Source organism: Mesorhizobium sp. KR2-14, from assembly GCF_040049255.1.
GTDB lineage: Bacteria > Pseudomonadota > Alphaproteobacteria > Rhizobiales > Rhizobiaceae > Pseudaminobacter.
Genome location: NZ_JBDZDR010000001.1, coordinates 344,282 through 369,912 on the forward strand (window position 1 = coordinate 344,282; position 25,631 = coordinate 369,912).

Sequence of the window (25,631 nt, forward strand, 5' to 3'; positions counted from 1 at the left end):
TGGTCGGCGTGGCACAACGCGTTAGAATTCTAGCTGGGAGGAGCGCATGGTCCGCATCGCGGCAATCGGCGAATGCATGCTCGAGCTGTCCGGGCAAGCCGGCCGCACCTGGCGAATGGGCTTTGCCGGCGACACGTTCAACACGCTCTGGACCATTCGCGCGCTGAGCTCCAGCCACGAGATCGACTATGTCTCGGCCTTCGGCGACGATCCCTTCTCGCAGGACCAGATCGCTTTCCTGCGCGAGCACGACATAGGCATTGCGGCGAGCCCAATCATCCGCGGCGCACGGCCCGGCCTCTACGCCATTAAGCTTGAGGGCGCGGAACGCTCCTTCACCTACTGGCGCAGCGATGCGGCTGCCCGCCAGCTCGCCAGCAGCCCTGCTGCGTTGGCAAAGAGCCTCGAGCAGCGGACACTTGTCTACTTTTCCGGAATCACCCTTGCGATTCTGGACGCAAGCGCGCGGCGCACCCTGCTGCAGGCTGTCGCGCATGCCAGGGCGCATGGCTCGCACATTGCCTTCGACCCCAACTGGCGGCCGCGCCTGTGGCCCGACCCAGCCAGCGCGCGCAGCGCAATCGACGAGGCGCTGAAGGTGACCGACATTGCGCTGCCGACATTCCCGGACGAGCAGGAGCTCTACGGCGACGCCACGCCTGAGGCCACCGTGCAGCGCCTGCAGAAGGCAGGCATCGGCGAAATCGTGGTCAAGAACGGCGAGCACGCGGCGCTGGTTTCGCATTACGAGGATACTTTCACCGTTCCGGCGACCCGCGCCGTCGTCCCGCTCGACACCACCGGCGCGGGCGACGCCTTCAATGGCGGCTATCTCGCGGCGCGATTGCTGGGCCTGCCGCCCGAGGAAGCGGCCGAGCGCGCACATCGCGTCGCGGCGGCGGTGGTGCAGGTGCGCGGCGCACTGGCGCCGTTCGCCACGCTGAAGATGGCGTTCGACCAGTGAGGTCCCGCTGCGGTGCCGGCTATCCCATCCTGAAGCGATACTCGGTCGTTTGGCGGTACATCTGCCCAGGCCACAGCGTGGCCTGCGGGAAATAGGGCCGATTGGGCGAATCCGGCCAGACTTGCGGCTCCAGGCACAGGCCCGCATAGGGCTGGTAGTGCCGCCCGCCCAGCCCCCTCGCCTCGGTGGAAATGTGCTGGCCGATATAGAGCTGCACGCCAGGCTCCGTTGTCCAGACTTCCATTTCCAGCCCGGATCTTGCGCCCTGCAGCCATGCCGCCTGCTTGAGCGGCCCGCGCGCCGCGGCAAGGCAGTAATTGTTGTCGTAGGCGAGTTGCTCGCCTTCAATCTCCATTCGCACTGGGCGGGCGTGGCGGAAATCGAACGGCGTATCGTCTACCGGCTGCACGACGCCAGTGGGGATCATCTCGGCATCGACGGGCAGATATGCCGAGGCAGTCAGCATCAGCCGATGGTCGAGGATGTCGCCGCTGCCGCCGTCATCGAGGTTGAAATAGGAATGGTGCGCGAGATTGCACAGCGTCGGCTCCTCGCAGGTCGCGGTAAGCTCCACAGCCAGCGTTCCGGGGATTTTCAGCCGATAGGTGCAGCGCACATCGAGCGCGCCGGGAAAGCCCATCTCGCCATCAGGATCGTGCAGGCCCAGCGTGACGAAGTCGGGCCCTTGCACCAGCACGTCCCACACCCGGCGGCTGAAGCCGTTGGACCCGCCGTGCAGCCCGTTGGCTTCCGGCCGGTCGGGGTCGATCTGATAGCGCCGGCCCTCGAGCGTGAAGCGGCCGCCGCGGATGCGATTGGCGAAGCGTCCGACGATGGCACCGAAATGAGGAGAGAAAGCGGGGTAGCTGGCGAAGCGCTCGAAGCCGAGCACCAAAGGCGCATCGTGGCCTGCAATGCGCAGGTCCTGAACCACCGCGCCCCAGTTGATGATCTTGGCAGAAAGGCCGCCGCCGGCAATCTCGAAGCGACGGACAGGCTGCCCGTCATCAGTTGTACCGAAGACCTTGCCGCCTGACATGCTCGCTCCGGTCAGAAATGTGTCACGGGCGAAACCATGAGGCCACGCCCGTGATCGTGTCAAGGATCAGAGGCCGAGACCGCCGATGCAGACATATTTGGTATCGAGATAGTCGTCCATGCCCTGGTGCCCGCCTTCGCGGCCGAGGCCGGATTCCTTCACGCCGCCGAAAGGCGCTTCGGGCGTGGTGATCAGGCCTTCGTTGACGCCGACCATGCCGTATTTCAGCCCTTCCATGACGCGGAAAGCACGGCCGAGATCGCCCGTATAGAAATAGCAGGCGAGGCCGAACTCGGTGTCGTTGGCGAGCTCGATCGCCTGCTCTTCCGTCTCGAACTTGAAGACGGGTGCAACCGGACCGAAGATCTCTTCCTTCATGAACTTCATCTTCGGCGTGGCGTCGGCGATGACGGTGGGCTCGAAGAAGGAGCCGCCCAGCTCGTGGCGCTTGCCGCCGGCAACCACCTTGGCGCCATTGGCGGTGGCGTCGGCGATGAATTCCTCGACCTTCTCGACAGCGTTGACGTCGATGAGCGGGCCCTGCTGCACGCCTTCATCGAGGCCGGAGCCGACCTTGAGCTTGCTGGAGGCGGCGGCCAGCTTCTCGACGAACCTGTCATAGATGCCGGCCTGCACGAAGAAGCGGTTGGTGCAGACGCAGGTCTGGCCGGAATTGCGGAACTTTGCGGTGATGGCGCCCTCGACCGCGCGGTCGAGATCGGCATCGTCGAAAACCAGGAACGGCGCGTTGCCGCCCAGTTCCATGGAGACCTTCTTGACCGTCGAAGCCGACTTGGCGATCAGCATCTTGCCGACCTCGGTCGAGCCGGTGAAGGTGATCTTCTTGACCAGCGGGTTGGCGCAGATCTCGTCGCCGATCTCGCCGGCCGAGCCAGTGACGATGTTGACGACGCCCTTCGGGAAGCCCACTTCCTCGCACAGCGCACCCCAGGCGAGGCCGGAGTAAGGCGTCTGCGAGGCAGGCTTGACGACGGCGGTGCAGCCGGCGGCGAGTGCGGGGCCCAGCTTGCGCGACAGCATGGACGACGGGAAGTTCCAAGGCGTGATCGCCGCGATGACGCCGACCGGCTCCTTGGTGACCAGCACGCGGCGGTCCGCCCACGGCGAAGGCACGACGTCACCATAGGCGCGGCGAGCTTCCTCGGCGAACCAGAGCACATAGGCGGCCGACGAGCCGACCTCGCCCTTGGCCTCGGCCAGCGACTTGCCCTGCTCGATGGTGAGCAGCTCGGCCAGCGCGTCCTGGTTGTCCATGATCGCATCGTGCAGCTTGCGCAGCAGCTTCGAACGCTCGAGAGCCGAGGTCTTGCGGAAGGTCTTGAAGGCCTCGTTGGCGGCCTCGATGGCGCGGCGCGTCTCGGCAGCGCCCGAACGCGGCACCGTGCCGATGGTGAGGCCGGTCGCCGGATTGATCACGTCGATGGTCTTGCCGGAATCGGCCTGCACCCATTCGCCGTTGATCAGGTTTGCCTGGCGCATGAAATGGCTGGATTTCTGGAGCATTCGTCTCGCCTCTCGTGCGGCGCGCCGCAACGCGCCGGTTCCTGTGGGATTCGTCGTTGTCTGCCGAAGAACTCTCCGGCAGTTTGCCGCCGATGTTGCGCGATGTGCCAGAAATATATGGCTTTCGCCGCAAGTGCGCCACCTCTAACCCGGCGGCAGCATCTGGATCAATCGGCTTGATCCATGAGCTTTATGGTCCAGCGTCAGTCGAACGCCAGTTGCGCCACCGCCAGCCAGAAAGCGGTGGTGACGACGGCGCAGGCGGTGGCGATGGTCATCTGGTTCGAGGCGAGCGCCTGGCCGGTGCCGAGCTGGGTGGCGATGAGATAGGAATTGACGCCGGATGGCAGCGCCGCCGCCGCGACCGCCACCTTGGCCGACAAGGGCGGCAGGCCGAGCAGCCAGGCCATGGCCAGCGCCACGGCAGGCATCAGCATCAGCTTCAGCCCCGAAAGCAACATGGCGGGGCGGACATTGCCCGAAATGCCGAATTTGCGCAGCCCAAGCCCCATGCCGAACAGCGCCAGCGGCCCTGCGATACCGCCCAGCGCGTCGATGAGGCGGCCGAGAAGGCCGGGCATGGGCAGCCCGGCAAAGCGCCAGAACAGCCCCGCAAGAATGCCGATGATGAGCGGGTTGGTGTAGAGCCGGCGCAGGAAGTCGCGCGCCACCTGCAGCGGGTCGGCCGGCCCGTTCGCCCGACCGCCGAAGACCTCGAACAGCACGATGGAGGCGGCGAGCATCGTCGGCAGGTGCACAGAAATGATCAGCGACAATATGTCGACCCCCTGCTGGCCGAAGACGCCGAGCATGAAGGGAATGCCGAGCAGGAGCAGGTTCGAGAAGGCCGTCGCCACGCCGCCGACCACGCCGGCCTGCGGATCGCGCCCGAAGACGCGGGTGGTGACGATGTGGCCGGCAGTCCAGGCGACGGCAGCCGCCACGAAATAGGTCGCCCACAGGGTCCAAGGTGCTGCGCCCTGGAAATCGGCGTTGACCATGGTGCGAAACAGCAGGATCGGCAGCGCGACGCCAACGGCGAACTGCGACAGCGCGTCTCCCACCTCAGCTTTCAGATAGCCGGACAGGCCGGCCAGATAGCCGAGCGCGACCAGACCGAACACGAACAGGACTGTTTCGACCAGAGGAGACATGATTGCGGTGATACGGGAGCCGTGCGGCCTGTGCAATCGGCCACAGATCGGGCTGGCAACACCCCTGCCTGCAAGGCGCGGCTTGCGTTTCGCGCAGCTTTCCTCTCCCTATATCCGGCGAATCGCCGGGGAAACTGCATGCGCATCGTAATGACCGTCCTGTTTCTGCTTGTGGTGCTCGCGCCGGCATCGGCCACGGAGGCCGGCTGGGCGCTGCTGCGCGCCGGCGGCCACGTCGTGCTGCTGCGCAATGCCATCACGCCGGGAGGCAGCGGCGAACCGGCCAATTTCGACATCAGCAAATGTGAAACCCAGCGGAACCTTTCGGACCGCGGCAAGCAGCAGGCGCGAAAGATGGGCGCGCTTTTTGCAGCGCGGGCCGAAACTGTGGAGCGCGTGCTTTCCAGCCGCTACTGCAATGCGCTTGAAACCGCCCGCATCGCCTTCAATGACAGGATCGTGGAGCCCTTCGCGCCGCTCGACCAGCCGTCGCCGGGCACCGAGGTGAGCGAGGAGCAGAAGGAGGCGATCCTAAACGAGATCCGCGCCTTCTCGGGCTCGGGCAATCTCGTGCTGGTAACCCACCAGGAGGTCATCGCGGCTCTGACCGGCGCCAACGCCCGCGAAGGAGAGGCGATTATCGTGCGGCCCGACGGCAAGGGGCTCCATATTCTGGGCCGAATCGTGTTCAATTGACCAGCTACGAACGCCGCATGCGATGACCTGAGGGAAAGACCCGGCGCGCCGGGCGCCGGCCCCAAAAGGGCGATTTGGTCTTTTCCTGCCCAGAAAAACGGATTAGAGAGCCGATCAACCCTGCGCGGAAAGGAATCCGCCTGCATTTCAAAGGAAAAGCCGTGTCCACGACATTCGAGAAAGTAGCCAAGATCATCGCCGACACGAGCGAGATCGACATCGACACCATCACGCCCGAGAGCCACACCATCGACGATCTCGGAATCGACAGCCTCGATTTCCTCGACATCGTCTTTGCCATCGACAAGGAATTCGGAATCAAGGTGCCGCTCGAGAAGTGGACGCAGGACGTCAACGACGGCAAGGTTTCGACCGACGAATATTTCCTGATGAAGAACCTCTGCGCCAAGATCGACGGTCTGGTGGCAGCTAAGGCTGTCGCCTGACCCTTGACGGGACCGGCGGCCTAACCGACAACACCTATCCATGAGCGCCCACGACGTCGTCATCACCGGCATCGGCCTTGTCTCGTCGCTGGGCGAAGGCACCGATGCCCATTGGCAGAAGCTGACCGCCGCCGACACGCAACCGGTGGTGGATGCCGAACGCTATCCGCCCTACTCCATCCACCCGCTGCCCGAGATCGACTGGGGACTGCAGATCGCCAAGCGCGGCGACCAGCGGCAGATGGAGACCTGGCAGCGGCTCGGCACCTACACGGCCGGCCTTGCGCTGGACGACGCCGGCATCAAGGGCGACGAAACCCTGTGCGCCTCCATGGACATGGTGGTGGCGGCCGGCGGCGGCGAGCGCGACGAGACGGTGGACAACGCGATCCTCGCGGCCTCCGAAGCGCGCAACGACCGCGACGTACTGCTGAACGAGAAGCTGACCACGGAGCTGCGGCCGACGCTTTTCCTGGCGCAGCTTTCCAACCTGCTCGCCGGCAACATCTCCATCGTCCACAAGGTCACCGGCTCCTCGCGCACCTTCATGGGCGAGGAAGGCGCCGGGGTTTCGGCGGTCGACACGGCGGCTGCGCGCATCCGCTCGGGCCAGTCGACCCATGTGCTGGTGGGCGGCGCGTTCCAGACCGAACATCCCGACATGCTGCTGGGCTATGAGCTTGGCGGCTATTTGCATCGCGGCCGGTGGAAGCCGGTGTGGCAGCGCGAAGGCGCAGAAGGCGGCGGCGTGGTCAGCGGCTCCGGCGCGGCCTTCCTGGTGCTGGAATCGCGCCAGCATGCCGAGGCGCGCGGTGGCCGCATCTATGCCACGCTCGGCCCCGTGGTTTCCGACCTCACGCGCCGGCGCAAGCAGGACCTGGGCGAAGCCATCGCCGGTCTGCTTGGCAAGGCGGACCTGCCGGCCAACGGCCCGCTGCTGGCAATGTCCGGCGCTTCCGGCGCGCATGCCGCGACCAAGGCCGAAAGAGCGGCGCTGGAGCGCAATCCGCAGCTCGTGGCGCGCGCATTTGGCTCGCTGACCGGCCACATGAAGGAAGCGCAGTTCCCCTTTGCGGTGGCACTCGCCGCACTGGCCATCGACCGCAAGGCCGGCTACCCGGCCTTCGATGCGGCGAACGAAAGAGCCTATGAGGGAGCGCCGCGCTCTGTGCTGGCGACCGCGATCGGCTATCATTATTTCGAGGGCATGGCGCTGGTTGGCGCCCCCGACTGAACCGGAACGCACATGGCTAAGTACAACGACCATCTCGGCAGGCCCATCGTCGCCGTCACCGGCATCGGCGTCGTCACTTCGCTCGGCGTCGGCAAGGCCGACAACTGGGCGGCCCTCACCTCCGGCCGCTCTGGCATTCACAAGATCACGCGCTTTCCGGTCGAACACCTCAACACCACCATCGCCGGCACGGTCGATTTCCTGCCGTCCAGCAACAAGGGCGCCAGCGCGCTGACCTTTGAACTGGCCGAGCGCTCCGGCCGCGAGGCGATCGCGGAAGCCGGCCTTGACACGGGGAATTTCGGCGGACCGCTGTTCCTCGCCTCGCCTCCTGTCGAGCTAGACTGGCATGACCGCTTTGCCCTCTACCTCAACGGCAAGGATGGCAGCGCCACCGACCGCCTGTTCACGGTTGCCCGCAACCTGCCGACGCTCGACATCTTCGAGACCTCGCAGTTCGGCTCCATCGCCGCCCGCCTCGCCGACGAGTTCGGCACGCGCGGCCTGCCGATCACGCTCTCCACCGCCTGCGCCTCGGGCGCCACCGCCATCCAGCTTGGCGTCGAGGCCATCCGTCGCGGCGAGTGCGACCGCGCGCTGTCGATCGGCGCGGACGGTTCGGCGACCGCCGAGGCCTTGATTCGCTTCTCGCTGCTTTCGGCGCTCTCCACGCAGAACGACGTGCCCGAGAAGGCTTCAAAACCGTTCTCGAAGGACCGCGACGGTTTTGTCCTCGCCGAAGGGTCGGCGGCGCTGGTACTGGAATCGCTGGAAAGCGCAGTGGCGCGCGGCGCCACCGTGCTGGGTATCCTGCGCGGCTGCGGCGAAAAATCCGACGACTTCCACCGCACGCGCTCCAAGCCGGACGGCTCGCCCGCGATCGGCGCGGTGAGGGCAGCGCTTGCAGACGCCGGCCTCGCCGAAGACGGCATCGACTATGTCAACGCGCATGGCACCTCGACGCCGGAAAACGACAAGATGGAGCATATGTCGCTGTCGACCGTGTTCGGCGAGCGCATGCGCACCACGCCGATTTCCTCCAACAAGTCGATGATCGGCCACACGCTGTCGGCCGCGGGCGCCATCGAGGCGGCCTTCTCGCTTCTGACCATGCGCGAAGGCGTGATCCCGCCGACGATCAACTACGACAATCCCGACCCGGCCATCGAGCTGGACGTGGTGCCGAACAAGAAGCGCGACGCGCAGGTTTCGACCGTGCTTTCCAACTCATTCGGCTTCGGCGGCCAGAACACCTGCCTTGTCATGGCGCGGGAACCGGTCTAATCGACCCTTCAAAAGGTTCCGGAGTGCGATGAAGCGACCCGACCGGCCGCGGCGCGCTCCATTTTATTTTGCTGCGTGATTTTGTTCGGGCGCCGAGAGGCGGTCGGGAAACATGCTTCATGAAGGAAAAGGCCCGATGCGCGCATTGCAACTCGTCGAGGATCGCAAGCTCGAGACGGTGGAGATACCCGAGCCGCCGGCACCGGCGCTCGGCGAAGTCACGCTACGCATCAAGGCCGTTGCGCTGAACCACATCGACGTCTGGGGCTGGCGCGGCATGGCGTTTGCCAAGCGGAAGCTGCCGCTCACCGTCGGCGCGGAAGCCTCCGGCGAGGTCGAGGCGGTGGGGCCCGGCGTGACCGGCCTGGCCCCCGGACAGCTCGTCTCGATCTATGGCGCGCGCACCTGCGGCCTCTGCCGCCCCTGCCGCGAAGGCCGCGACAATCTGTGCGAGCACGTTTCGGGCGTGCACGGCTTCCATCTCGACGGCTTTGCGCAGGAGAAGATCAACCTGCCGGCGCGCTTGCTGGTGCCCGCCCCTCCCGGCGTCGACGCCATCGGCGCGGCTGTCGCGCCCGTCACCTTCGGGACCGTCGAGCACATGCTGTTCGACAACGCCAAGCTTGAGCCCGGCGAGACGATCCTGGTCCACGCCGGCGGCTCGGGCATCGGCTCGGCCGCCATCCAGCTCGCCAAGAAGATGGGCTGCACCGTCATCACCACGGTGGGTTCCAACGACAAGATCGAGAAGGCCAAGGCGCTGGGCGCCGACCACGTCATCAACTATCGCGAGGACCGCTTCGAGGGCGTCGTGCGCAAGCTGACCAAGAAGAAAGGCGTGGACGTGGTGTTCGAACATGTCGGCAAGGACACCTGGGCTGGCTCCATGTTCAGCCTCAAGCGTGGCGGCCGGCTCGTCACCTGCGGCTCGACCTCCGGCGTCTCGACCGAAGTGAACCTGATGATGCTGTTCCAGCAGCAGCTGAAGCTGCTCGGCTCCTTCGGTTGCCGGATGGAGAACATGGCCAACGCCATGCAGAAAATGGCCGCCGGCCTCGTCGCCCCAGTGATCGACACCGAGGTCGATTTCAATTCCATCGACGCGGCGCTCAAGCGCATGGAAGGCCGCGACGTGTTCGGCAAGATCGTCCTTCGCGTCGGTTGAGGGCCAAGATGCGGGGTACGGCCGTGAAGGGCCTTCTCTATCGCCTGTCACAGCGCCTCACGCAGACGCGCTATTGGCTGACCGCGCAGGTCGCCAAGGCGCTGCTGGCGCTGTTGCGCCGCCTGCCCATGGACACCGCGCTGGACTTCGCCGACCGCACCGCCCGCAGGCTCGGGCCGCTGGTCGGCCGCCACAAGGTGGCGCTCGACAATCTGCGCCACGCCTACCCCGAAAAGAGCGAGGACGAGATCAAGGCCATCGCCCTCGACATGTGGGGCAACATGGCCCGGCTGGCGGCGGAATATATCTTCCTCGACGCCATATTCGACTACGACCCCTATGCCTCCAAGCCGGGCCGCGTGGAGGTTTCGGGCGAACAGTTGTTCGCGAAGATCGCAACAGAAAACAAGCCGCACATCATCTTCACCGGGCATCTTGGCAATTTCGAGCTGCTGCCCATTGCCGGGGCGACATTCGGCATGAAGGTAACGGCGCTGTTCCGGCCGCCCAACAACCCCTACATCGCCGATTATATCTTCTCGACCCGCCGGGCGATCATGGGCGACCTGCTCGCCTCCCGCGCCGGCGCCTCTTTCGCGCTCGCCCGCATTCTGGACAACAACGGCACCATCGGCGTTCTGGTCGATCAGAAGTTCATCAACGGCACGCCCACGACCTTCTTCGGCCGCGCCTGCGAGACCAGCCCGCTGCTGCCCAAGCTGGTGCGGCAGTATGACTGCGACGTCTACCCGGCGCGTTGCATACGCCTGCCCGGCAACCGCTACCGGCTGGAGATCGAGGACAAGCTGGAATTGCCGCGCGATGCCGAAGGCAGCGTGGACGTGCCGGCAACCGCTCAATTGCTGAACGACGTGGTCGAGCGCTGGGTGCGCGAGCATCCCGGCCAATGGATGTGGTTCCACAAGCGCTGGATGCTGAGCAAGGGCCGGCGCAGGCGCGGCCTGAAATCCCTTACCCGAAATTAAGCCGTCTCTGACGCAATAAAGCCAGATTTCAACCGTCCACTTTTCGTGACGTGAGGAGGCGGCGATGAACAAGCAGACGGAAACCGCGGACAGGCCCGGCGCCACGCTGTGGACACCATGGGGTTTGCAGCGGCGCAGCGAGAGGGACGCCCAGAAGCTTGCCATCCGAAAGCTGGTGGAACGCCTTGCCCGGCTGGACAAGCGCAATTCCAGGCAACACGAAGATAGTTAAACGACGCCGCGGAACTCACCCGCCGTAATAGTTCATCACTGCGTGCCGGGCCTCGGCAAAGAACAGCCATCGCTCGACCAGAATGCCGACCGCGAACGCCAGACCAGCGAGCGCGGCGACACCTATGGCCAGAGGCCCCTCGCCTGCGAGCAAAGCAAGCGCCAAAAGCAGCACCGCCGGGACAATTCCGCCAAGCATCAGCGCAATGCGCCACAGCTTGTCGGCATGTTTGCGCGCGACCCGAAATCCCATTTCGCGCGTGAGATAGTTTTCGGTGGCATGCGGCCGCTCGAACAGGCGCACGCGACCGATATTGCCAAGGCCGGTGGCGCTTTCGGGCGTAGACAACGGAGCAACGCTTTTCATGCGTTCGCGCCAACGCAGTTTTGTCGCCCAGGCGGCGATGAGGAATAATACCGCGAGCAGCGGCAGCATGCGCGTGTTTCCGCCGCCTGCGAAAGCGAAGACGCTGGCAAGCACAAACCCGCCCGCAGCCGCGAAGAGCAGATAGCAGGCTGGCGTCAGCCGCGTGTACCAGGCCTGCACCGATTTCAGCGACGCGTAGATCATCGCCGTGCAGTAGACGGTGACGATGCAAAGCAGCGTTCCAACAAGCCCCAGCAGTGGCGGGTAGCGCCCCTCGAACACGCAAGCCCATGCCGATACCAGCAGCGGCACGAAGGTGATGATTGCCATCACGCCCTCGCGCGACAGCCAGCTCGACCGCCATTGCGAAAACGCCCGCCAGGCGCGTTGCGGGTTACCAAGATGCCCTGTCGAGGACAACAGACCCGCCGAAATCAACGCAAGCGCCAGCCCATGCGCGCATTTGGTGGCGGTTGCCGCCGGATCGAGCAGCCCAAGCCCGAGTACCGCCGCAAGCCCGTAGCCGAGGCCGGAAAATGTGGTGAAGATGATGATCGAGAAGGCTGGATGCATGGGTCAGATTCTGTCCAGCATGCCGTCGAGCCAGGCGAAAAAGCCCTTTGCTCCCTCGGTATTTTCCGCCAGCGGCAGCGTTTGCGCGCTTTCAGCCAGCGACTTGCGCGGGCGTGGCGGCAGGTACTTGTTGACCGGCCGCGTGCCCTGCTCCGGCATCAGGTCGATACCGCCGCGTTCGGCGACGAGGATGGACACGGCTGAATTAGGGTCGCCGAGATCGCCGAAATGGCGGGCATTGGCCGGGCATGTGCGCACACAAGACGGCACGCGGTCCTCCTCCTCAAGCGTCTCGTTGTAGATGCGGTCGATGCACAGCGTGCATTTCTTCATCACGCCGGCGGCAAGGTCCATCTCGCGCGCCCCATAGGGGCAGGCCCAGGCGCACAGCCCACAGCCGATGCACTTGTCTTCGTCCACCAGCACGATGCCGTCGGCGGAGCGCTTGTAGGACGCGCCGGTGGGACAGACGGTGACGCAAGGCGCATCCTCGCAATGCAGACAGGACTTTGGAAAATGCACGATGCGAGCCTGCCCCGCCTCGCCCACGACCTCGCCGCCCTCCGGCACGACCTCGAAACTGTGCACGCGGTTGAGCCATGCGCCGGAGACGTCGGCGCCGTAAGGATCCTGGTCCGACAGGGCCGAGCCGTAGCCGCCGGTGTTCCACTCCTTGCAGCTCACCACGCAAGCGTGGCAGCCGACGCAGGTGTCGAGGTCAATGACGAGGCCGAGTTTCTTTGGCGTGGGCTGGGTGGGGAGTGTGGTCATGGGCGCGCGCCCTCACAGCCTATGGAACGGCCGGCCTTTGAAGAACCCCCACCCCTAACCCCTCCCCACAAGGGGGAGGGGAAGTGGCGCGCTGGCGCAAGGGCGTTTGCCGATAGATGCCGGGGCCGGTCATTCCCCTCCCCCTTGTGGGGAGGGGTTAGGGGTGGGGGTATGACGACAATTCTCATGTCGCCCACTCCTGTCCGTACCGCAGCACCGTAGGGCGCGGCTCGGGCTCCGGCTGCGCGATGGCGGGGAAATGCGGCTCGGTGACCGCGCCGGCTTCCGCCTTTTCGATGCGCACGCGAAGGTCGTACCACGCCGCCTGCCCGGTGATGGGATCGGAGTTCGACCAGCGCATGCCGTCGCCACGCGGTGGCAGAAGCTCGTTGATAAGATGGTTCAAGAGGAAGCCCTTGGTCGCCTCCGGCGCGTTGGCGTCCAGCGCCCAGGTGCCCTTGCGCTTGCCGATGGCGTTCCAGGTCCACATCGTGCGCGAATTCACCGCCTCCATGCGCGCGATCTCGACCTTGATGCGGCCGTGGCTCGACGTGACCCAGACCCAGTCGCCGTCGACGAGGCCGAGCTCGTCGCAGATCGGCCCCGGCACATAGAGCGGGTTCTTCGTATGGATCTGGCGCAGCCAGGCGTTCATCGAGCCCCAGGAATGGTACATCGCCGCCGGCCGCTGGGTGATGGCGTGGTAGGGATAGCTCTCGCGGTCGACCAGCGCCTCCTCGAAAGGGCGATACCAAAGCGGCAGCGGGTCGAAGGCCTGCAATATGCGCTCGCGATGCGTCTCGGGCGCCACCGGCTCGCGCAGGCCTTCCGCCGAGAGGCGGAATTTTTGCAGCGGCTCCAGATAGAGCTGGAATGTCACCGGGTGCGGCGTGTCGAAAAAGCCCATGCGCACTGCAAAGTCCTGATAGGCCTGGTTGGCGTGCTTCATGAACTGCGCTTCGAGCGGGATATGCGCGGAGAAGAACGAGCCGTTCTCGATATAGCGCTGGAGCTGGTGGGGATTGGCGGCACCGCGCCCTGCCCTCTCGCCATTGGTGCCGCGGAAACCTGCGAGCGGGCCGATACCCGGCCGGCGCTCATGGCGCACGATGTAGTCGGCATAATCCTTATAGAGCGGATGACCGTGGTTGTCGGCAAAGCCCGGCAGCTTCAGCCGCGCGCCGAGATCGAGCAGCACGGTCTGGAAGGCGCGCACGTCGCGATCCGGCTGCAGCACCGGCCAGCGGATGGCGTCCTGCACCGCGTCCGGCTCCGAGATCGGCCGGTCGAGCAGCGAGATGCAGTCGTAGCGCTCCAGATAGGTGGTGTCGGGCAGAACGAGGTCCGCATAGGCGACCATCTCCGATGAAAAGGCGTCGGAATAGATGATCTTGGGGATGCGGTATTCGCCGGTTTCGGGGTCCTTGTCCGTCAGCATCTTCATGGTGCCGGCGGTGTTCATGGACGAGTTCCAGGCCATGTTGGCCATGTACATGAACAGAACGTCGATCGGGTACGGGTCGCCGGCATGGGCGTTGGCGATGACCATGTGCATCATGCCGTGCGCGGAGATCGGCGCGTCCCACGAAAACGCCTTGTCGATGCGCGTGGCCTTGCCTTCGGCGTCGACCAGAAGATCCTCCGGCCCGCGCGGAAAACCGAGATGGGGGCCAGCAAGCGGCTTCTCGGACCCAAAGTGCTCGGCCTTGCCGTGCGGCGTCGGGTGCGCGGTCATCGGCTTTGGATAAGGCGGCTCGAAGCGGAAGGCGCCGGGGCAATCGACCGCGCCGATCAGCACCTGCAGCATGTGCAGCGCGCGCGCTGTCTGAAAACCGTTGGAATGGGCGGAGATGCCGCGCATGGCATGGAACGCCACCGGCCGCCCGAGGAAATAGGGGTGGCGCTCGCCGTTCACGTCGGTCCACGGCTGTTCGACGATGATCACCTCATCGAAGGCGACGCGGGCGATCTCTGCGGCAAGGCCGCGGATCACATCGGCCGAAACGCCCGTCTCATCCGCCACCGCTTCCGGCGCATATTTCGGATCGAGATATTTTTCGGCCAGAAGCTGAAAAGAAGGTACCGCAAAGCGCCCGTCGGCCAGCTCGAAGCGGCCCGAAAGCGCTGCCCGCGCGCCGGGTGTGCCCAAGGGCACCGGCCGCTCGGTAACGGTCTCGAAAACCAGCACCTTGCCCTCGGCATCGCGCGCGAACAGACCATGCTCGGCCGTGCCCGGCGCGTCGATGACCAGCCACGAGGCGTTCGAGTAGCGCACGAGATAGTCGACATCGATCTTGCGCGCCTTCAAGAGTTCATGGACGACCGACAGGATCAGGAGCCCGTCGGTGCCGGGCCGGATGCCGATCCAGCTGTCGGCGACGGCCGAATAGCCGGTGCGCACCGGATTGACCGACACGAAGCGCGCGCCGCGCTGCTTGAGCTTGCCGATGCCCATCTTGATCGGGTTGGAATCGTGATCCTCGGCCACCCCGAACATGACGAAGAGCTTTGTCCGCTCCCAGTCGGGCGAGCCGAATTCCCAAAACGCGCCGCCCAGCGTCATGATGCCGGCGGCGGCCATGTTGACCGAGCAGAAGCCGCCATGGGCGGCATAGTTCGGCGTGCCGAACTGCTGCGCCCAGAAGCCCGTGAGCGACTGCGACTGGTCGCGGCCGGTGAAGAAGGCAAGCTTCTTCGGGTCCGTGCGGCGCACATCGCCCAGCCACTTGGCAGCAGTGGAGAGTGCCTCTTCCCACGAGATTTCCCGGAACTGGCCGGAACCGCGTGGGCCGACCCGCCTCAGCGGCGCGCGAAGCCTGGCCGGCGCATAGTGCTGCATGATGCCCGCCGAGCCCTTGGCGCACAGCACGCCGCGGTTCACCGGATGATCGCGGTTGCCCTCGATGTAGCGGATCTTGCCGTCCTTCAGGTGCACATCGATGCCGCAGCGGCAGGCGCACATGTAACAGGTCGTCTTGCGAACCTCGTCGGCAACCGGATTGGACAAGGCGACGCGTGGGTCGGAATTCATCAGCACTGCTCCTCGCCCGACTCGTACCCAGCGGGGCGCCGAAATGAAATGCCCATACAGATCATTTCACCGCAAAATTCGTCCGCGATTATAGCAGGATGCCGCAAATTCCTGCTGCAGGAACTGCAATCGCCGCGGGCTGTCAGTTGGAAACGACTATGCGGGTATTCTGGGGGCCCGCTTCCTGAACCAGCGCATAGAAGCGCGCCGCATTTGGCGTGGAAAGCCGTACGCAGCCATGCGAGACCGCGTGGCCGAGATGCCGCACCGCATTCGTGCCGTGGATTGCATAGCCGCCACGGAAGAACACCGAATAGGGCATCGGCGTCATGTCGTATTTGCGGGAGTACCACATCGGGGTCATGCGGATGGGCCGCCAGACGCCGCGTGGCGTGACATAGCCCCTGCGCGCAGTGGAAACGCGCCACTTGTAGATCACACGGCCCTGCCGCGTGACGGTCATCGTCTGTTTGGAAAGCTCGATATTGGCGACAAGTCCGGCCGCCCAGCCTTTCGCCGGAACCGCAGAGAAGGTCAGCACTACAGCCATAAAGATCGCTTGGTGCATTGCAAAACCGTCTTTCAACCACAGATTTAGCCCACAAGCTTTGAAAAAGAAGACCGCAGCTCTAATTTTTGTATTCGCCGGAATTTCCGCCGGTTCAATAATCTGGCGGCTCAGCGAAGCCCCCAGCTTTTGCCCCGCGTATTGCCTTCACTTGCCCATTCTTGGCCTAACCTTTGGGCCAGCAGGCCTCGGCTGCTCGACTTCGCACTTCGGCCGTGTAGACTGACGCCAAGTCGCCCGGAACAAGGTCAGGTTCGTGTTGCCGCATGACTGAAAAGCTGCTGAGAACACTCGACGACCGTGTCGACGAACTCGTCGCGCTGACCGCAGACCTCATCCGCTTTCCCACAGTCAACCCGCCCGGCGAAGCCTATCGCCCCTGCGCCGAATATATCGGCGAGCGCCTGCGCAAACGCGGCTTCGGCGTTGAATACATTCGCGGCGAAGGCACGCCCGGCGACTGCGACCGCTACCCGCGCACCAACGTCGTGGCTCGCTTCGACGGGCGCAGCCCCGGGCCGACCGTGCATTTCAACTCGCATATTGACGTGGTCGAGGCCGGCGACGGCTGGACGCTCGATCCCTTCGCCGGCGTGGTGAAGGACGGGCGTGTCTATGGCCGCGGCGCCTGCGACATGAAGGGCGGGCTCGCCGCCTCCATCATCGCGGCCGAGGCCTTCATGGACGTTTATCCCGACTTTCCCGGCGCGATCGAGATTTCCGGCACTGTGGATGAGGAATCCGGCGGCTTCGGCGGCGTCGCCTATCTCGCCGGCAAGGGCTATTTTTCCAGGCCGCGGGTGGACCACGTGATCATTCCCGAGCCGCTCAACAAGGACCGCATCTGCCTCGGCCATCGCGGCGTGTGGTGGGCCGAGATCGAAACCCAGGGCGAGATCGCGCACGGCTCGATGCCGTTTCTCGGCGACTGCGCGGTGCGCCACATGGGCGCGGTGATCACCGCCTTCGAGGAAGAACTATTCCCCGCCCTCGACCGGAAGCAGACGACGATGCCCGTGGTGCCGGAAGGCGCGCGCCGCTCGACCCTGAACATCAACTCAATCCATGGCGGCCAGACCGAGGATTTTCGTCCCGGCCTGCCCTCGCCCAACGTGCCTGACCGGTGCCGGATAACCATCGACCGCCGCTTCCTGCTGGAAGAAAAGCTGGACGAGGTGAAGGGCGAGGTCACCGCGATACTCGAGCGGTTGAAGCGCGAGCGGCCCAAATTCGACTACGACATTCGCGACATCATGGAGGTGCAGCCGACCATGACCGAGCGCGACGCGCCGGTTGTTAAGGCGGTGGCCAGGGGCATACACGAAATTTTTGACAGCGAGCCGGAATATGTCATCTCGCCCGGCACCTACGACCAGAAGCACATCGCCCGCATCGGCCACATCTACGACTGCATCGCCTATGGCCCCGGCATTCTCGACCTCGCCCACCGGCCGGACGAGTGGGTAGGAATCAAGGACATGCTGCAGTCGGCCAAGGTGATGGCAATCGGCCTCGGCCTGCTGCTACGCGGCCAGGCAGGCGGCTGATTTCGGCCCGCTCCGGGCCAGCGGGAATAGTTTCCCGGGTAAATATCCGTCTGTTTCGCTGCACTGCAACAGAACGCGGTTTACTCAGCGGCAGATTCACGCTTCTATCCGCTGGCTGCGGCAGTAATGGGAGTTGGTCAAAGATGAAATCCTGGAAAGCGATCCTTGTGGCGGCGGCTTTGGCGCTGACCTCCGGCACCGCGGCCATGGCTGCGCGAACCGATCTCGTGCTCGGCATGGTGCTGGAGCCCCCGCATCTCGACCCGACGGCGGGTGCCGCCGCGGCTATCCGCGAGGTGGTCTATGCCAACGTGTTCGAGGGCCTGACCCGCATCGGCCCCCAAGGCGAAGTGCTGCCCGACCTGGCTGAAAGCTGGACCGTTTCCGACGACGGCAAGGTCTACACCTTCAAGCTGCGCAGCGGCGTGAAATTCCACGACGGCTCCGATTTCTCCGCCAACGATGTGAAGTTCTCGCTCGACCGGGCCCGCGCGCCGGATTCGACCAACGCCCAGAAGGGGCTTTTCGAGGCCATCGACACAGTCGAGGTTGTCGACCCGACGACCGTCAAGGTGACGCTGAAGCACCCGCAGGGCTCGTTCCTCTACAATATGGGCTGGGGCGATGCGGTGATCGTCTCGCCCAAATCTGCCGACACCAACAAGGAAAAGCCTATCGGCACCGGCCCGTTCAAGTTCGACAGCTGGGCGCGCGGTTCCGCGATCAAGCTGGTCAAGGCCGACCACTACTGGGGCGAGCCGGCCCATCTCGACAAGGTCGAGTTCCGCATCATCCCCGATGCATCGGCCGCGGTCCCGGCGATGCTGTCCGGCGACGTGCAGGCCTTCCCGAACATGCCGGTGGGCGACAGCATGTCCCAGCTCGAGGCCGACCCGCGCCTGAAGGTGGTGGTCGGCTCGACCGAGGGCGAGACCATCCTGGCCATGAACAACAAGAAGCCGCCCTTCGACAACATCAAGGTCCGTCAGGCGATTTCGCATGCGCTCGACCGCAAGGCGATAATCGACGGCGCGTCCAACGGCCTCGGCACGCCGATCGGCTCGCATTTTGCACCGCACAATCCGGCCTATATCGACCTGACCGGCACCTATCCGCATGATCTGGAAAAGGCCAAGGAACTGCTGAAGGAAGCCGGCCTCGAAAACGGGTTCAAGACCACCTTGAAGCTGCCGCCCCCGCCCTATGCCCGCGACGGCGGCCAGATCATCGCCTCGGAGTTGCGCGAGATCGGCATCGACGCCGAGATCATCCCGCTCGAATGGGCCGACTGGCTGAAGCAGGTCTTTACCGACAAGGACTACGACATGACGATCGTCTCGCACACCGAGCCGAACGACATCGATATCTATGCCCGCAAGGACTACTACTTCAATTACCACAACCCCGGCTTCGACAAGGTGATCGAGGAATTGAACCTCACTTCCGACGAGGCCAAGCGCAAGGAACTCTACGGCGAAGCGCAGAAGATCCTCGCGCAGGATGCGCCGGTGGGCTTCCTGTTCGAGCTGCCCAAGATCGGCGTGTGGGACGCCAAGCTCGAGGGCCTTTGGGAAAACTCGCCGATCCCTGCCAACGACCTGACCAAGGTGAAGTGGGCGGATTGAGCAAGCATCTGTTGAGAAATGCTGCCCCGGAGCCGAAACTGCTTCCGGGGCAGTTGCTTTTTGGGCAGGCTGACAACCCATGACTGCCTACCTGACCAAGAGGCTGCTGATTGCCGTGGTGACGCTCGCGCTTGCCTCGGTGGTGGTGTTCTCGGTGATCGAGATCGTTCCCGGCGACCCGGCGCGGCTGATGCTGGGCATGAACGCGACGGCCGACGCGGTGCAGGCGCTGCGCGACCAGATGGGCCTCGACCAGCCTCTGCTCGTCCGCTACCTCGACTGGATCGGCCGGCTGCTGGTGTTCGATTTCGGCAAGTCCTACACCTACAACGTGCCGGTCCGCGACCTCGTCGCCGAACGCGTCGTGGTCTCGCTGCCGCTGGCGCTGATGGCATTGGCGCTCTCCACGCTGATTGCCATTCCCGTCGGCATTTTTTCAGCCGAGCGGCGCGGGCGCATGGCCGACACCATCTCAATGGGCGCAGCCCAGCTTGGCGTGGCAGTGCCCAACTTCTGGTTCGCGCTGCTGCTGGTCTACGTCTTCGCGGTCTGGCTGCACCTTGTGCCGGCTGGCGGCTTTCCCGGCTGGTCCGCAGGCGTGTGGCCTGCATTGAAGTCGCTTATCCTGCCGGCAATTGCGCTTGCCCTGCCGCAGGCGGCGATCCTGTCGCGCGTGACGCGCTCGGCCATGCTGGACGTGCTGGGCGAGGACTATATCCGCACCGCGCGCGCCAAAGGCCTGCCGCGCAACATGGTGCTGTGGCGCCATGCGCTGCGCAACGCGCTGATCCCGGTGCTGACGATCCTGGGCCTGCAATTCGCCTTCCTGCTGGCCGGCACCATCATCATCGAGAATGTCTTTTATCTTCCCGGCCTCGGCCGGCTAGTCTTCCAGGCCATAACCCAGCGCGACCTGATCGTGGTGGAAAGCGTGGTGATGCTGCTGGTGGCGGTGGTGGTGCTCGTCAACCTGCTGGTCGATCTCTCCTACGCGATCGTCGACCCGCGCCTGAGGACAAGACGATGACGATCATTGTCCGGGAACCCGCTCCCGAGCCGCAGCCCGGTTTCCTCGCGCTGGCGCTGCGCAACCGCTCCTTCGTGGTCGGCTCGATCCTGATCGCGATCATTGCCGCGACAGCCCTGCTGTCGTTCTTCTGGACCCCCTATGACGTGACCAAGCTGGTGGTGGCCGACCGCATGCTGCCGCTTTCGGCCGCGCATCCCTTCGGCACCGACCAGTTCGGCCGCGACGTGCTGTCGATGATCATGGTCGGCGCCCGCGCCTCGATCGCGGTGGCATTGGTGGCCGTGGTGATCGGCTTAGGCGTAGGCGTGCCGCTCGGCTGCTGGGCGGCCGCGCGCGGCGGCGTGGTCGATGAGGTGCTGATGCGCTTCAACGACGTGGTATTCGCCTTCCCTGCCCTGCTGATGGCTATCCTGATCACCGCGATCTTCGGGCCGAGCGCGATCAACGCCGTCGTCGCCATTGGCATATTCAACATCCCGGTCTTCGCCCGCGTGGCGCGCGCAGGCGCGCTGGCCATCTGGCCGCGCGAATTCATCCTCGCCGCCCGGGCCGCCGGCAAGGGCAAGGCGCGGATCACGCTCGAGCACATCTTGCCCAACATCGCCAATCTGCTTCTGGTGCAGGGCACGATCCAGTTCGCGCTCGGCGTGCTGGCCGAAGCCGGCCTGTCCTATGTCGGGCTCGGCGTGCAGCCGCCGATGCCGAGTTGGGGCCGCATGCTGTTCGACGCGCAGACGCGCATGGCAGTGGCCCCGTCGCTGGCGCTGTTCCCCGGCCTGGCAATCGTCATCACCGTGCTCGGCCTCAACCTGCTCGGCGACGGCATCAGCGACGCAATCGATCCCAAGCTGAGGCGCCAGCGATGAGCCTGCTGGAAATCGAAAAGCTGTCGCTGAACATCGGCCGCATCCCGATCCTGAAGGACGTGGACCTGGCGCTTAACGCCGGCGAGGTGATGGGACTGGTGGGCGAATCCGGTTCGGGCAAGTCGATGACCGCGCTGACCATCATGCAGTTGCTGCCGAGCGTCGCCAAGGCGAGCGGCCGCGTGCATTTCGACGGCGTCGATATCCTCGCCGTCGGCGAGGAACGCATGTGCAAGCTGCGCGGCGATGACATCGGCATGGTGTTCCAGGAGCCGATGACGGCTCTGAACCCGGTCAAGACCATCGGCGAGCAGGTGGCCGAGGGCATTCGCTGGCACGCGCGTACCTCTCGCGCCGAGGCGGAAGACCGCGCCCGAAAAATCCTCGACCGTGTCGGGCTGCCGGAAACAAAATTCCCGCTGTCGCGCTATCCGCACGAACTTTCCGGCGGGCAGCGCCAGCGCGTGGTCATCGCCATTGCCTGTGCCCTAAAACCCAAGCTGCTGATTGCCGACGAGCCCACCACCGCGCTCGACGTGGTTCTGCAGGCGCAGATCCTCGACCTGCTGCGCGATCTGGTCGAAGAAAACCGCATGGCGCTGCTGCTGATCTCGCACGATCTGGCCGTCGTCACCGAGATGGCCGATCGCGTCACCATCATGCGCAATGGCCAGGTGATGGAAGCAGGCGATACCGCGCCGACGCTTTCCGCGCAGGAACATCCTTATACGCGGCAGCTTGCCCAAGCCTCCATGCATGTGCCGGCGCGGGCAAGAATCTCGGGGACCGAGCAGCCCACGCACGATCTCCTGTCCGTCGAGGGCGTGACACGCGACTATCCGGGCCACCGCACCTCGCTGTTTCGCAAGCCGGAACCGGTGCGCGCGGTGGATGGCGTGTCCTTTTCAATGAAGGAAGGCCAGTCGGTCGCGCTGGTGGGGCGTTCGGGCTGCGGAAAGTCGACGCTGGCGCGCATGATCCTGGCGCTCGACCAGCCGACAGGCGGCGCCATCCGCTTCATGGGCGCGCCCCTGACTGGCCGCGACGAGGCCGCACTGAAGCCGGCGCGGCGCAACATGCAGGTGGTATTCCAGGACCCTTACGGCTCGTTCAACCCACGGCATAAGGTGGAGCGGCTGGTGGCAGAGCCGCTGCACACGCTGGAGAAAGAGCCGCAAAGCCCTGAGCGCCGGGAGATGGTGGCGCGCGCCTTGCACGACGTCGGGCTGAAGCCCGCCGACATGGACAAATATCCGCACGAATTTTCCGGCGGCCAGCGCCAGCGCCTGTCGATTGCCCGCGCCATCATTACCCGGCCAAAGCTGGTGGTGGCCGACGAGCCGGTTTCGGCGCTGGACGTCTCGATCCGCGCGCAGATCCTCGACCTCTTCGCCGACCTCAACCAGCGGCTGGGCGTGGCATATCTGTTCATCACGCACGACCTTTCGGTGGCGCGTGCCATTACCGACGACGTGATGGTGATGCATGACGGCCGGATCGTGGAGCGGGGCAAAACCTCGGAAGTGCTCGACAACCCGCAGTCGGAAGCGGCCAAGGCTCTCGTCTCCGCCTCTCCCGACCTGCGCCGTGCGATTGCGAAGAAGCTGCAGGAACAGGGGTAGGTCCTCGCTGGCACGAAATCCGGCTTGCGCAAAGCCCCGGCCTGTGGTCGAACCGCCTGAACGCCCACCCGACAGGTCCCATGTTCGACCTCGCCACCGAAATCATTGCTTTCCTTGCAGCCGCGGCATTCGTCGCCGGCTTCGTGGATTCCATCGCTGGCGGCGGCGGGCTGATCACCGTTCCCGCCCTGCTGCTTGCCGGCTTCCCACCCGTGGAGGCGCTTGGCACCAACAAGCTGCAAGGCCTGTTCGGCTCCGGCTCGGCCACCATCACCTATGCGGCGAAGGGCCATGTCGACCTGCGCCGGCAACTGCCCTCCGCACTCATGTCGTGCCTGGGCAGCGTGGCGGGCGCGCTGCTGGCAACCGTGCTGCCGGCCAAGCTCCTGAACCTCGTGCTGCCGGTGGTGCTGGTGGCCATCGCGCTCTATTTCGCGCTAAAGCCCAACCTGAACGATATCGACCGCGCCGAGCGCCTGTCGCCTTTCCTGTTCGGGCTCGTCATCGTGCCGGCCATCGGCTTCTATGACGGCGTGTTCGGCCCCGGCGCCGGCTCCTTCTTCATGCTGGCCTTCGTGGCGCTGGCCGGCTTCGGCGTGCTGAAGGCCACCGCACACACCAAGCTGCTCAACTTCGCGTCCAACCTCGGCGCCTTCGCTGCCTTCGCGTTCGTTGGCGTGATCTCGTGGAAGGTCGGCATCATCATGGGCGTGGCGCAGTTTCTGGGCGCGCGCGTGGGCGCACATATGGCGATCCGCAACGGCGCAAAACTGATCAAGCCGCTGCTGGTCGTCATCTGCGTCGCGCTTGCGGTGAAGCTTCTGATGGACCCGGCGCACCCGCTGCGGACGCTGATCGGCGCCTGAAGGCAAGCGCGGCCGCAAAATTTCGCCGTGACCACGGAGTGCGCTTCCGGCACTATGCCTATCCGCAGCATACAACCGGAGGACACCATGACTGCCGTCACGACGCCTGCCGAGCCGCCCCGCATCTATCCCACCTTCCGCTATCGCGATGCCGCTTACATGATCGGCTGGCTGGTCGATGCCTTCGGCTTCATCGTCCGCGCCCGCTATGACGACGACGCGGGCATGGTGCAGCACGCCGAGCTGGCGCTCGGCTCGTCCATGATCATGATCGGCACGGCGCGCGACGACGGTTTTGGCAAGGTCGTCGGATGGCCGGGAGAGAACGGCGGCAAGGCCACCTATATCGCGGTGGACGATGTCGAGGCCATGTTTGCCAGCGCCGAGGCGGCTGGCGCAACGATCCTGGAAACCCTGGTGGAACGCAGCTACGGCAGCCGCGAATTCATCTGCGCCGACCCGGAGGGCAATGTCTGGTCCTTCGGCACCTATTGGCCGAAGGCCTATGAGCCCGCGGATTGATCACCGCGCGGCGGCAAGGATCGCGTCGACATCGAGATGCTTCTCCAGATGCGTCGCGATCTCATCCAGCGCGCGCTCGACCTCGCCGCGATAGTCGATACCGGCACCCTTGATGCCGAGGCTTTCGAGGAACCTGGCCCGGAACGCGTCGGCGCCGAAAAGGCCGTGCATATAGGTGCCGAACACCTTGCCGTCGGCCGAGGTAGCGCCATCTTCGGCATTGTTGATGACGGCGACGGGCCGCAGGCAGTCCGGGCCGCTGGTCACGCCGAGATGGATCTCGTAGCCCTCGAGCAGCGTGTCGAAATGCACCGAGCGGGCCATGACGTTGCGCACGGTCTTTTCGGGCTCCATCACAGTCTCGATGTCGAGCAGGCCGAGCCCCTCGGTCTCTTTGACCGAGCCTTCGATGCCGTGCGGGTCACGCACCACGCGGCCGAGCATCTGGTAGCCGCCGCAAATGCCTACCACATGGCCGCCGCGCCGGCGATGGGCGGCCAGGTCGCGGTCCCAGCCGTTCTCGCGAAACCGTATCAGGTCAGCGATGGTCGATTTGGAGCCGGGGATGACCACCAGCCCCGCATCCGCAGGCAGCGGCTGGCCCGGCGCAACGAACACCACTTCCACCTGCGGCTCGGCGCGCAGCGGATCGAGATCGTCGAAATTGGCGATGCGGCCGAGCATCGGCACCGCCACCTTCAGCGCCTTCTCTTCGCCCGCCGTCAGCCGTTCGAGAATGACCGAGTCTTCCGATGGCAGCAGGGCCGCGGCCTTCAGCCACGGCACCACGCCGAAGCACGGCCAGCCGGTGAAGCGGTTGATGGCCGCGATGCCGTCGTCGAACAGGGTCACGTCGCCGCGGAACTTGTTGATGAGATAGCCGACGACCATGCGCCGGTCTTCCTCCGGCAGGATCAGGTGCGTACCGGCGACCGAGGCGATGACCCCGCCGCGATCGATATCGCCTACGAGGATGACCGGCACGTCGGCGCGCGTGGCAAAACCCATATTGGCGATGTCGCGCGGACGCAGGTTGATTTCGGCTGGCGAGCCAGCGCCCTCGACGATGACGAGGTCGGCATCCTCACCGAGCTTCGCCCACGAATCGAGCACGGCGCCCATCAGATGCGGCTTCATGGCCTGGTAGTCGCGCGCCCTGGCCTGGCCGAACACCTTGCCCTGCACTACGACCTGCGCGCCGACATCGCTCTGCGGCTTGAGCAGAACAGGGTTCATGTGGATGGAGGGCGCAACGCCGCAGGCGATGGCCTGCAGCCACTGGGCGCGGCCGATCTCGCCGCCGCCGCTCTCGCCCGGAACGTCGGCGACGGCGGCGTTGTTGGACATGTTCTGCGGCTTGAACGGACGCACTTTCAGCCCGCGCTTCTTCGCTGCCCGGCACAGGCCGGCGACCAGCACCGTCTTGCCGACATCCGAGCCGGTGCCCTGCAGCATGATCGCCTTTGCCACGCCGCTCACCCTTGCCCGGCCACGCCGTTGATGGTCGAGCACGCCGCCAG

The 25,631-nt window shown here is 65.1% G+C and carries 23 protein-coding genes; 15 read left to right on the top strand and 8 right to left on the bottom strand.

Annotated features, from left to right (window positions below; genetic code table 11):
• Positions 1-46 precede the first annotated feature (46 nt).
• Entirely contained in the window at positions 47-964 is a 918-nt protein-coding gene (locus tag ABLE86_RS01620) for a sugar kinase (protein ID WP_348777165.1), read from the top strand.
• Positions 965-983: 19 nt separating this feature from the next.
• Here ABLE86_RS01620 and ABLE86_RS01625 read toward each other — a convergent pair whose 3' ends face one another.
• From ABLE86_RS01625 to ABLE86_RS01635, 3 genes are all read right to left on the bottom strand, one after another.
• Complete coding sequence (locus tag ABLE86_RS01625) at positions 984-2,003, bottom strand: aldose epimerase family protein (RefSeq protein WP_348777166.1); 1,020 nt, start codon at positions 2,001-2,003, stop codon at positions 984-986.
• 66 nt (positions 2,004-2,069) lie between these two features.
• Positions 2,070-3,527, bottom strand: coding sequence for an NAD-dependent succinate-semialdehyde dehydrogenase (locus ABLE86_RS01630; RefSeq protein WP_348777167.1), 1,458 nt, complete (start codon positions 3,525-3,527; stop codon positions 2,070-2,072).
• A 203-nt stretch (positions 3,528-3,730) separates the two neighbouring features.
• Complete coding sequence (locus ABLE86_RS01635; protein ID WP_348777168.1) at positions 3,731-4,681, bottom strand: AEC family transporter; 951 nt, start codon at positions 4,679-4,681, stop codon at positions 3,731-3,733.
• 138 nt (positions 4,682-4,819) lie between these two features.
• On the opposite strand from ABLE86_RS01635, the gene ABLE86_RS01640 reads away from it, so the two are divergent.
• The 7 genes from ABLE86_RS01640 to ABLE86_RS01670 all read left to right on the top strand — a co-directional run bounded on the left by ABLE86_RS01640 (position 4,820) and on the right by ABLE86_RS01670 (position 10,724).
• A complete protein-coding gene (locus tag ABLE86_RS01640; protein ID WP_348777169.1) occupies positions 4,820-5,377 on the top strand; it encodes a histidine phosphatase family protein in 558 nt (185 codons plus the stop codon).
• A gap of 161 nt (positions 5,378-5,538) precedes the next feature.
• Positions 5,539-5,823 (top strand): acyl carrier protein, encoded by a 285-nt coding sequence (locus tag ABLE86_RS01645; protein WP_348777170.1) that lies wholly within the window; start codon positions 5,539-5,541, stop codon positions 5,821-5,823.
• Between the two features lie 40 nt (positions 5,824-5,863).
• The gene (locus ABLE86_RS01650; protein WP_348777171.1) at positions 5,864-7,057 is read left to right on the top strand and encodes a beta-ketoacyl-ACP synthase; all 1,194 of its coding nucleotides are present in this window, start codon (positions 5,864-5,866) and stop codon (positions 7,055-7,057) included.
• A 12-nt stretch (positions 7,058-7,069) separates the two neighbouring features.
• Positions 7,070-8,341 carry a beta-ketoacyl-ACP synthase gene (locus tag ABLE86_RS01655; RefSeq protein ID WP_348777172.1) on the top strand — a complete coding sequence of 424 codons (1,272 nt, stop codon included), beginning with the start codon at positions 7,070-7,072 and terminating at the stop codon, positions 8,339-8,341.
• A gap of 136 nt (positions 8,342-8,477) precedes the next feature.
• Positions 8,478-9,506 (top strand): zinc-binding dehydrogenase, encoded by a 1,029-nt coding sequence (locus ABLE86_RS01660; RefSeq protein WP_348777173.1) that lies wholly within the window; start codon positions 8,478-8,480, stop codon positions 9,504-9,506.
• Positions 9,507-9,514: 8 nt separating this feature from the next.
• Entirely contained in the window at positions 9,515-10,492 is a 978-nt protein-coding gene (locus tag ABLE86_RS01665) for a lipid A biosynthesis lauroyl acyltransferase (RefSeq protein ID WP_348777174.1), read from the top strand.
• 64 nt (positions 10,493-10,556) lie between these two features.
• Positions 10,557-10,724, top strand: a complete 168-nt coding sequence (locus tag ABLE86_RS01670) for a hypothetical protein (protein WP_348777175.1) — start codon at positions 10,557-10,559, stop codon at positions 10,722-10,724.
• A 15-nt stretch (positions 10,725-10,739) separates the two neighbouring features.
• On the opposite strand, the gene ABLE86_RS01675 is transcribed toward ABLE86_RS01670, so the two are convergent.
• The 4 genes from ABLE86_RS01675 to ABLE86_RS01690 all read right to left on the bottom strand — a co-directional run bounded on the left by ABLE86_RS01675 (position 10,740) and on the right by ABLE86_RS01690 (position 16,015).
• Entirely contained in the window at positions 10,740-11,663 is a 924-nt protein-coding gene (locus tag ABLE86_RS01675) for a DmsC/YnfH family molybdoenzyme membrane anchor subunit (RefSeq protein WP_348777176.1), read from the bottom strand.
• A gap of 3 nt (positions 11,664-11,666) precedes the next feature.
• A complete protein-coding gene (locus tag ABLE86_RS01680) occupies positions 11,667-12,434 on the bottom strand; it encodes a 4Fe-4S dicluster domain-containing protein (protein ID WP_348777177.1) in 768 nt (255 codons plus the stop codon).
• Between the two features lie 184 nt (positions 12,435-12,618).
• Positions 12,619-15,465: a molybdopterin oxidoreductase family protein gene (locus ABLE86_RS01685; protein ID WP_348777178.1), complete on the bottom strand. Its 2,847-nt coding sequence runs from the start codon at positions 15,463-15,465 to the stop codon at positions 12,619-12,621.
• 142 nt (positions 15,466-15,607) lie between these two features.
• Positions 15,608-16,015 (bottom strand): L,D-transpeptidase, encoded by a 408-nt coding sequence (locus tag ABLE86_RS01690; RefSeq protein ID WP_348777179.1) that lies wholly within the window; start codon positions 16,013-16,015, stop codon positions 15,608-15,610.
• Positions 16,016-16,299: 284 nt separating this feature from the next.
• Here ABLE86_RS01690 and ABLE86_RS01695 point away from each other — a divergent pair, with 284 nt between their 5' ends.
• From ABLE86_RS01695 to ABLE86_RS01725, 7 genes are all read left to right on the top strand, one after another.
• Positions 16,300-17,580, top strand: a complete 1,281-nt coding sequence (locus tag ABLE86_RS01695) for an acetylornithine deacetylase/succinyl-diaminopimelate desuccinylase family protein (RefSeq protein WP_348777180.1) — start codon at positions 16,300-16,302, stop codon at positions 17,578-17,580.
• A gap of 143 nt (positions 17,581-17,723) precedes the next feature.
• Positions 17,724-19,205, top strand: coding sequence for an ABC transporter substrate-binding protein (locus tag ABLE86_RS01700; RefSeq protein WP_348777181.1), 1,482 nt, complete (start codon positions 17,724-17,726; stop codon positions 19,203-19,205).
• 79 nt (positions 19,206-19,284) lie between these two features.
• A complete protein-coding gene (locus ABLE86_RS01705; RefSeq protein WP_348777182.1) occupies positions 19,285-20,232 on the top strand; it encodes an ABC transporter permease in 948 nt (315 codons plus the stop codon).
• The gene (locus tag ABLE86_RS01710) at positions 20,229-21,101 is read left to right on the top strand and encodes an ABC transporter permease (RefSeq protein WP_348777183.1); all 873 of its coding nucleotides are present in this window, start codon (positions 20,229-20,231) and stop codon (positions 21,099-21,101) included. Before ABLE86_RS01705 ends, ABLE86_RS01710 begins: the two co-directional genes overlap by 4 nt.
• Entirely contained in the window at positions 21,098-22,723 is a 1,626-nt protein-coding gene (locus ABLE86_RS01715) for a dipeptide ABC transporter ATP-binding protein (protein WP_348777184.1), read from the top strand. Before ABLE86_RS01710 ends, ABLE86_RS01715 begins: the two co-directional genes overlap by 4 nt.
• 80 nt (positions 22,724-22,803) lie before the next feature.
• On the top strand, positions 22,804-23,589 hold the full coding sequence (locus ABLE86_RS01720; RefSeq protein WP_348777185.1) for a TSUP family transporter: 786 nt from the start codon (positions 22,804-22,806) through the stop codon (positions 23,587-23,589).
• Positions 23,590-23,676: 87 nt separating this feature from the next.
• Positions 23,677-24,111: a VOC family protein gene (locus ABLE86_RS01725; RefSeq protein WP_348777186.1), complete on the top strand. Its 435-nt coding sequence runs from the start codon at positions 23,677-23,679 to the stop codon at positions 24,109-24,111.
• On the opposite strand, the gene ABLE86_RS01730 is transcribed toward ABLE86_RS01725, so the two are convergent.
• Positions 24,112-25,581, bottom strand: coding sequence for a cobyric acid synthase (locus ABLE86_RS01730; RefSeq protein WP_348777187.1), 1,470 nt, complete (start codon positions 25,579-25,581; stop codon positions 24,112-24,114).
• Between the last annotated feature and the right edge of the window lie 50 nt (positions 25,582-25,631).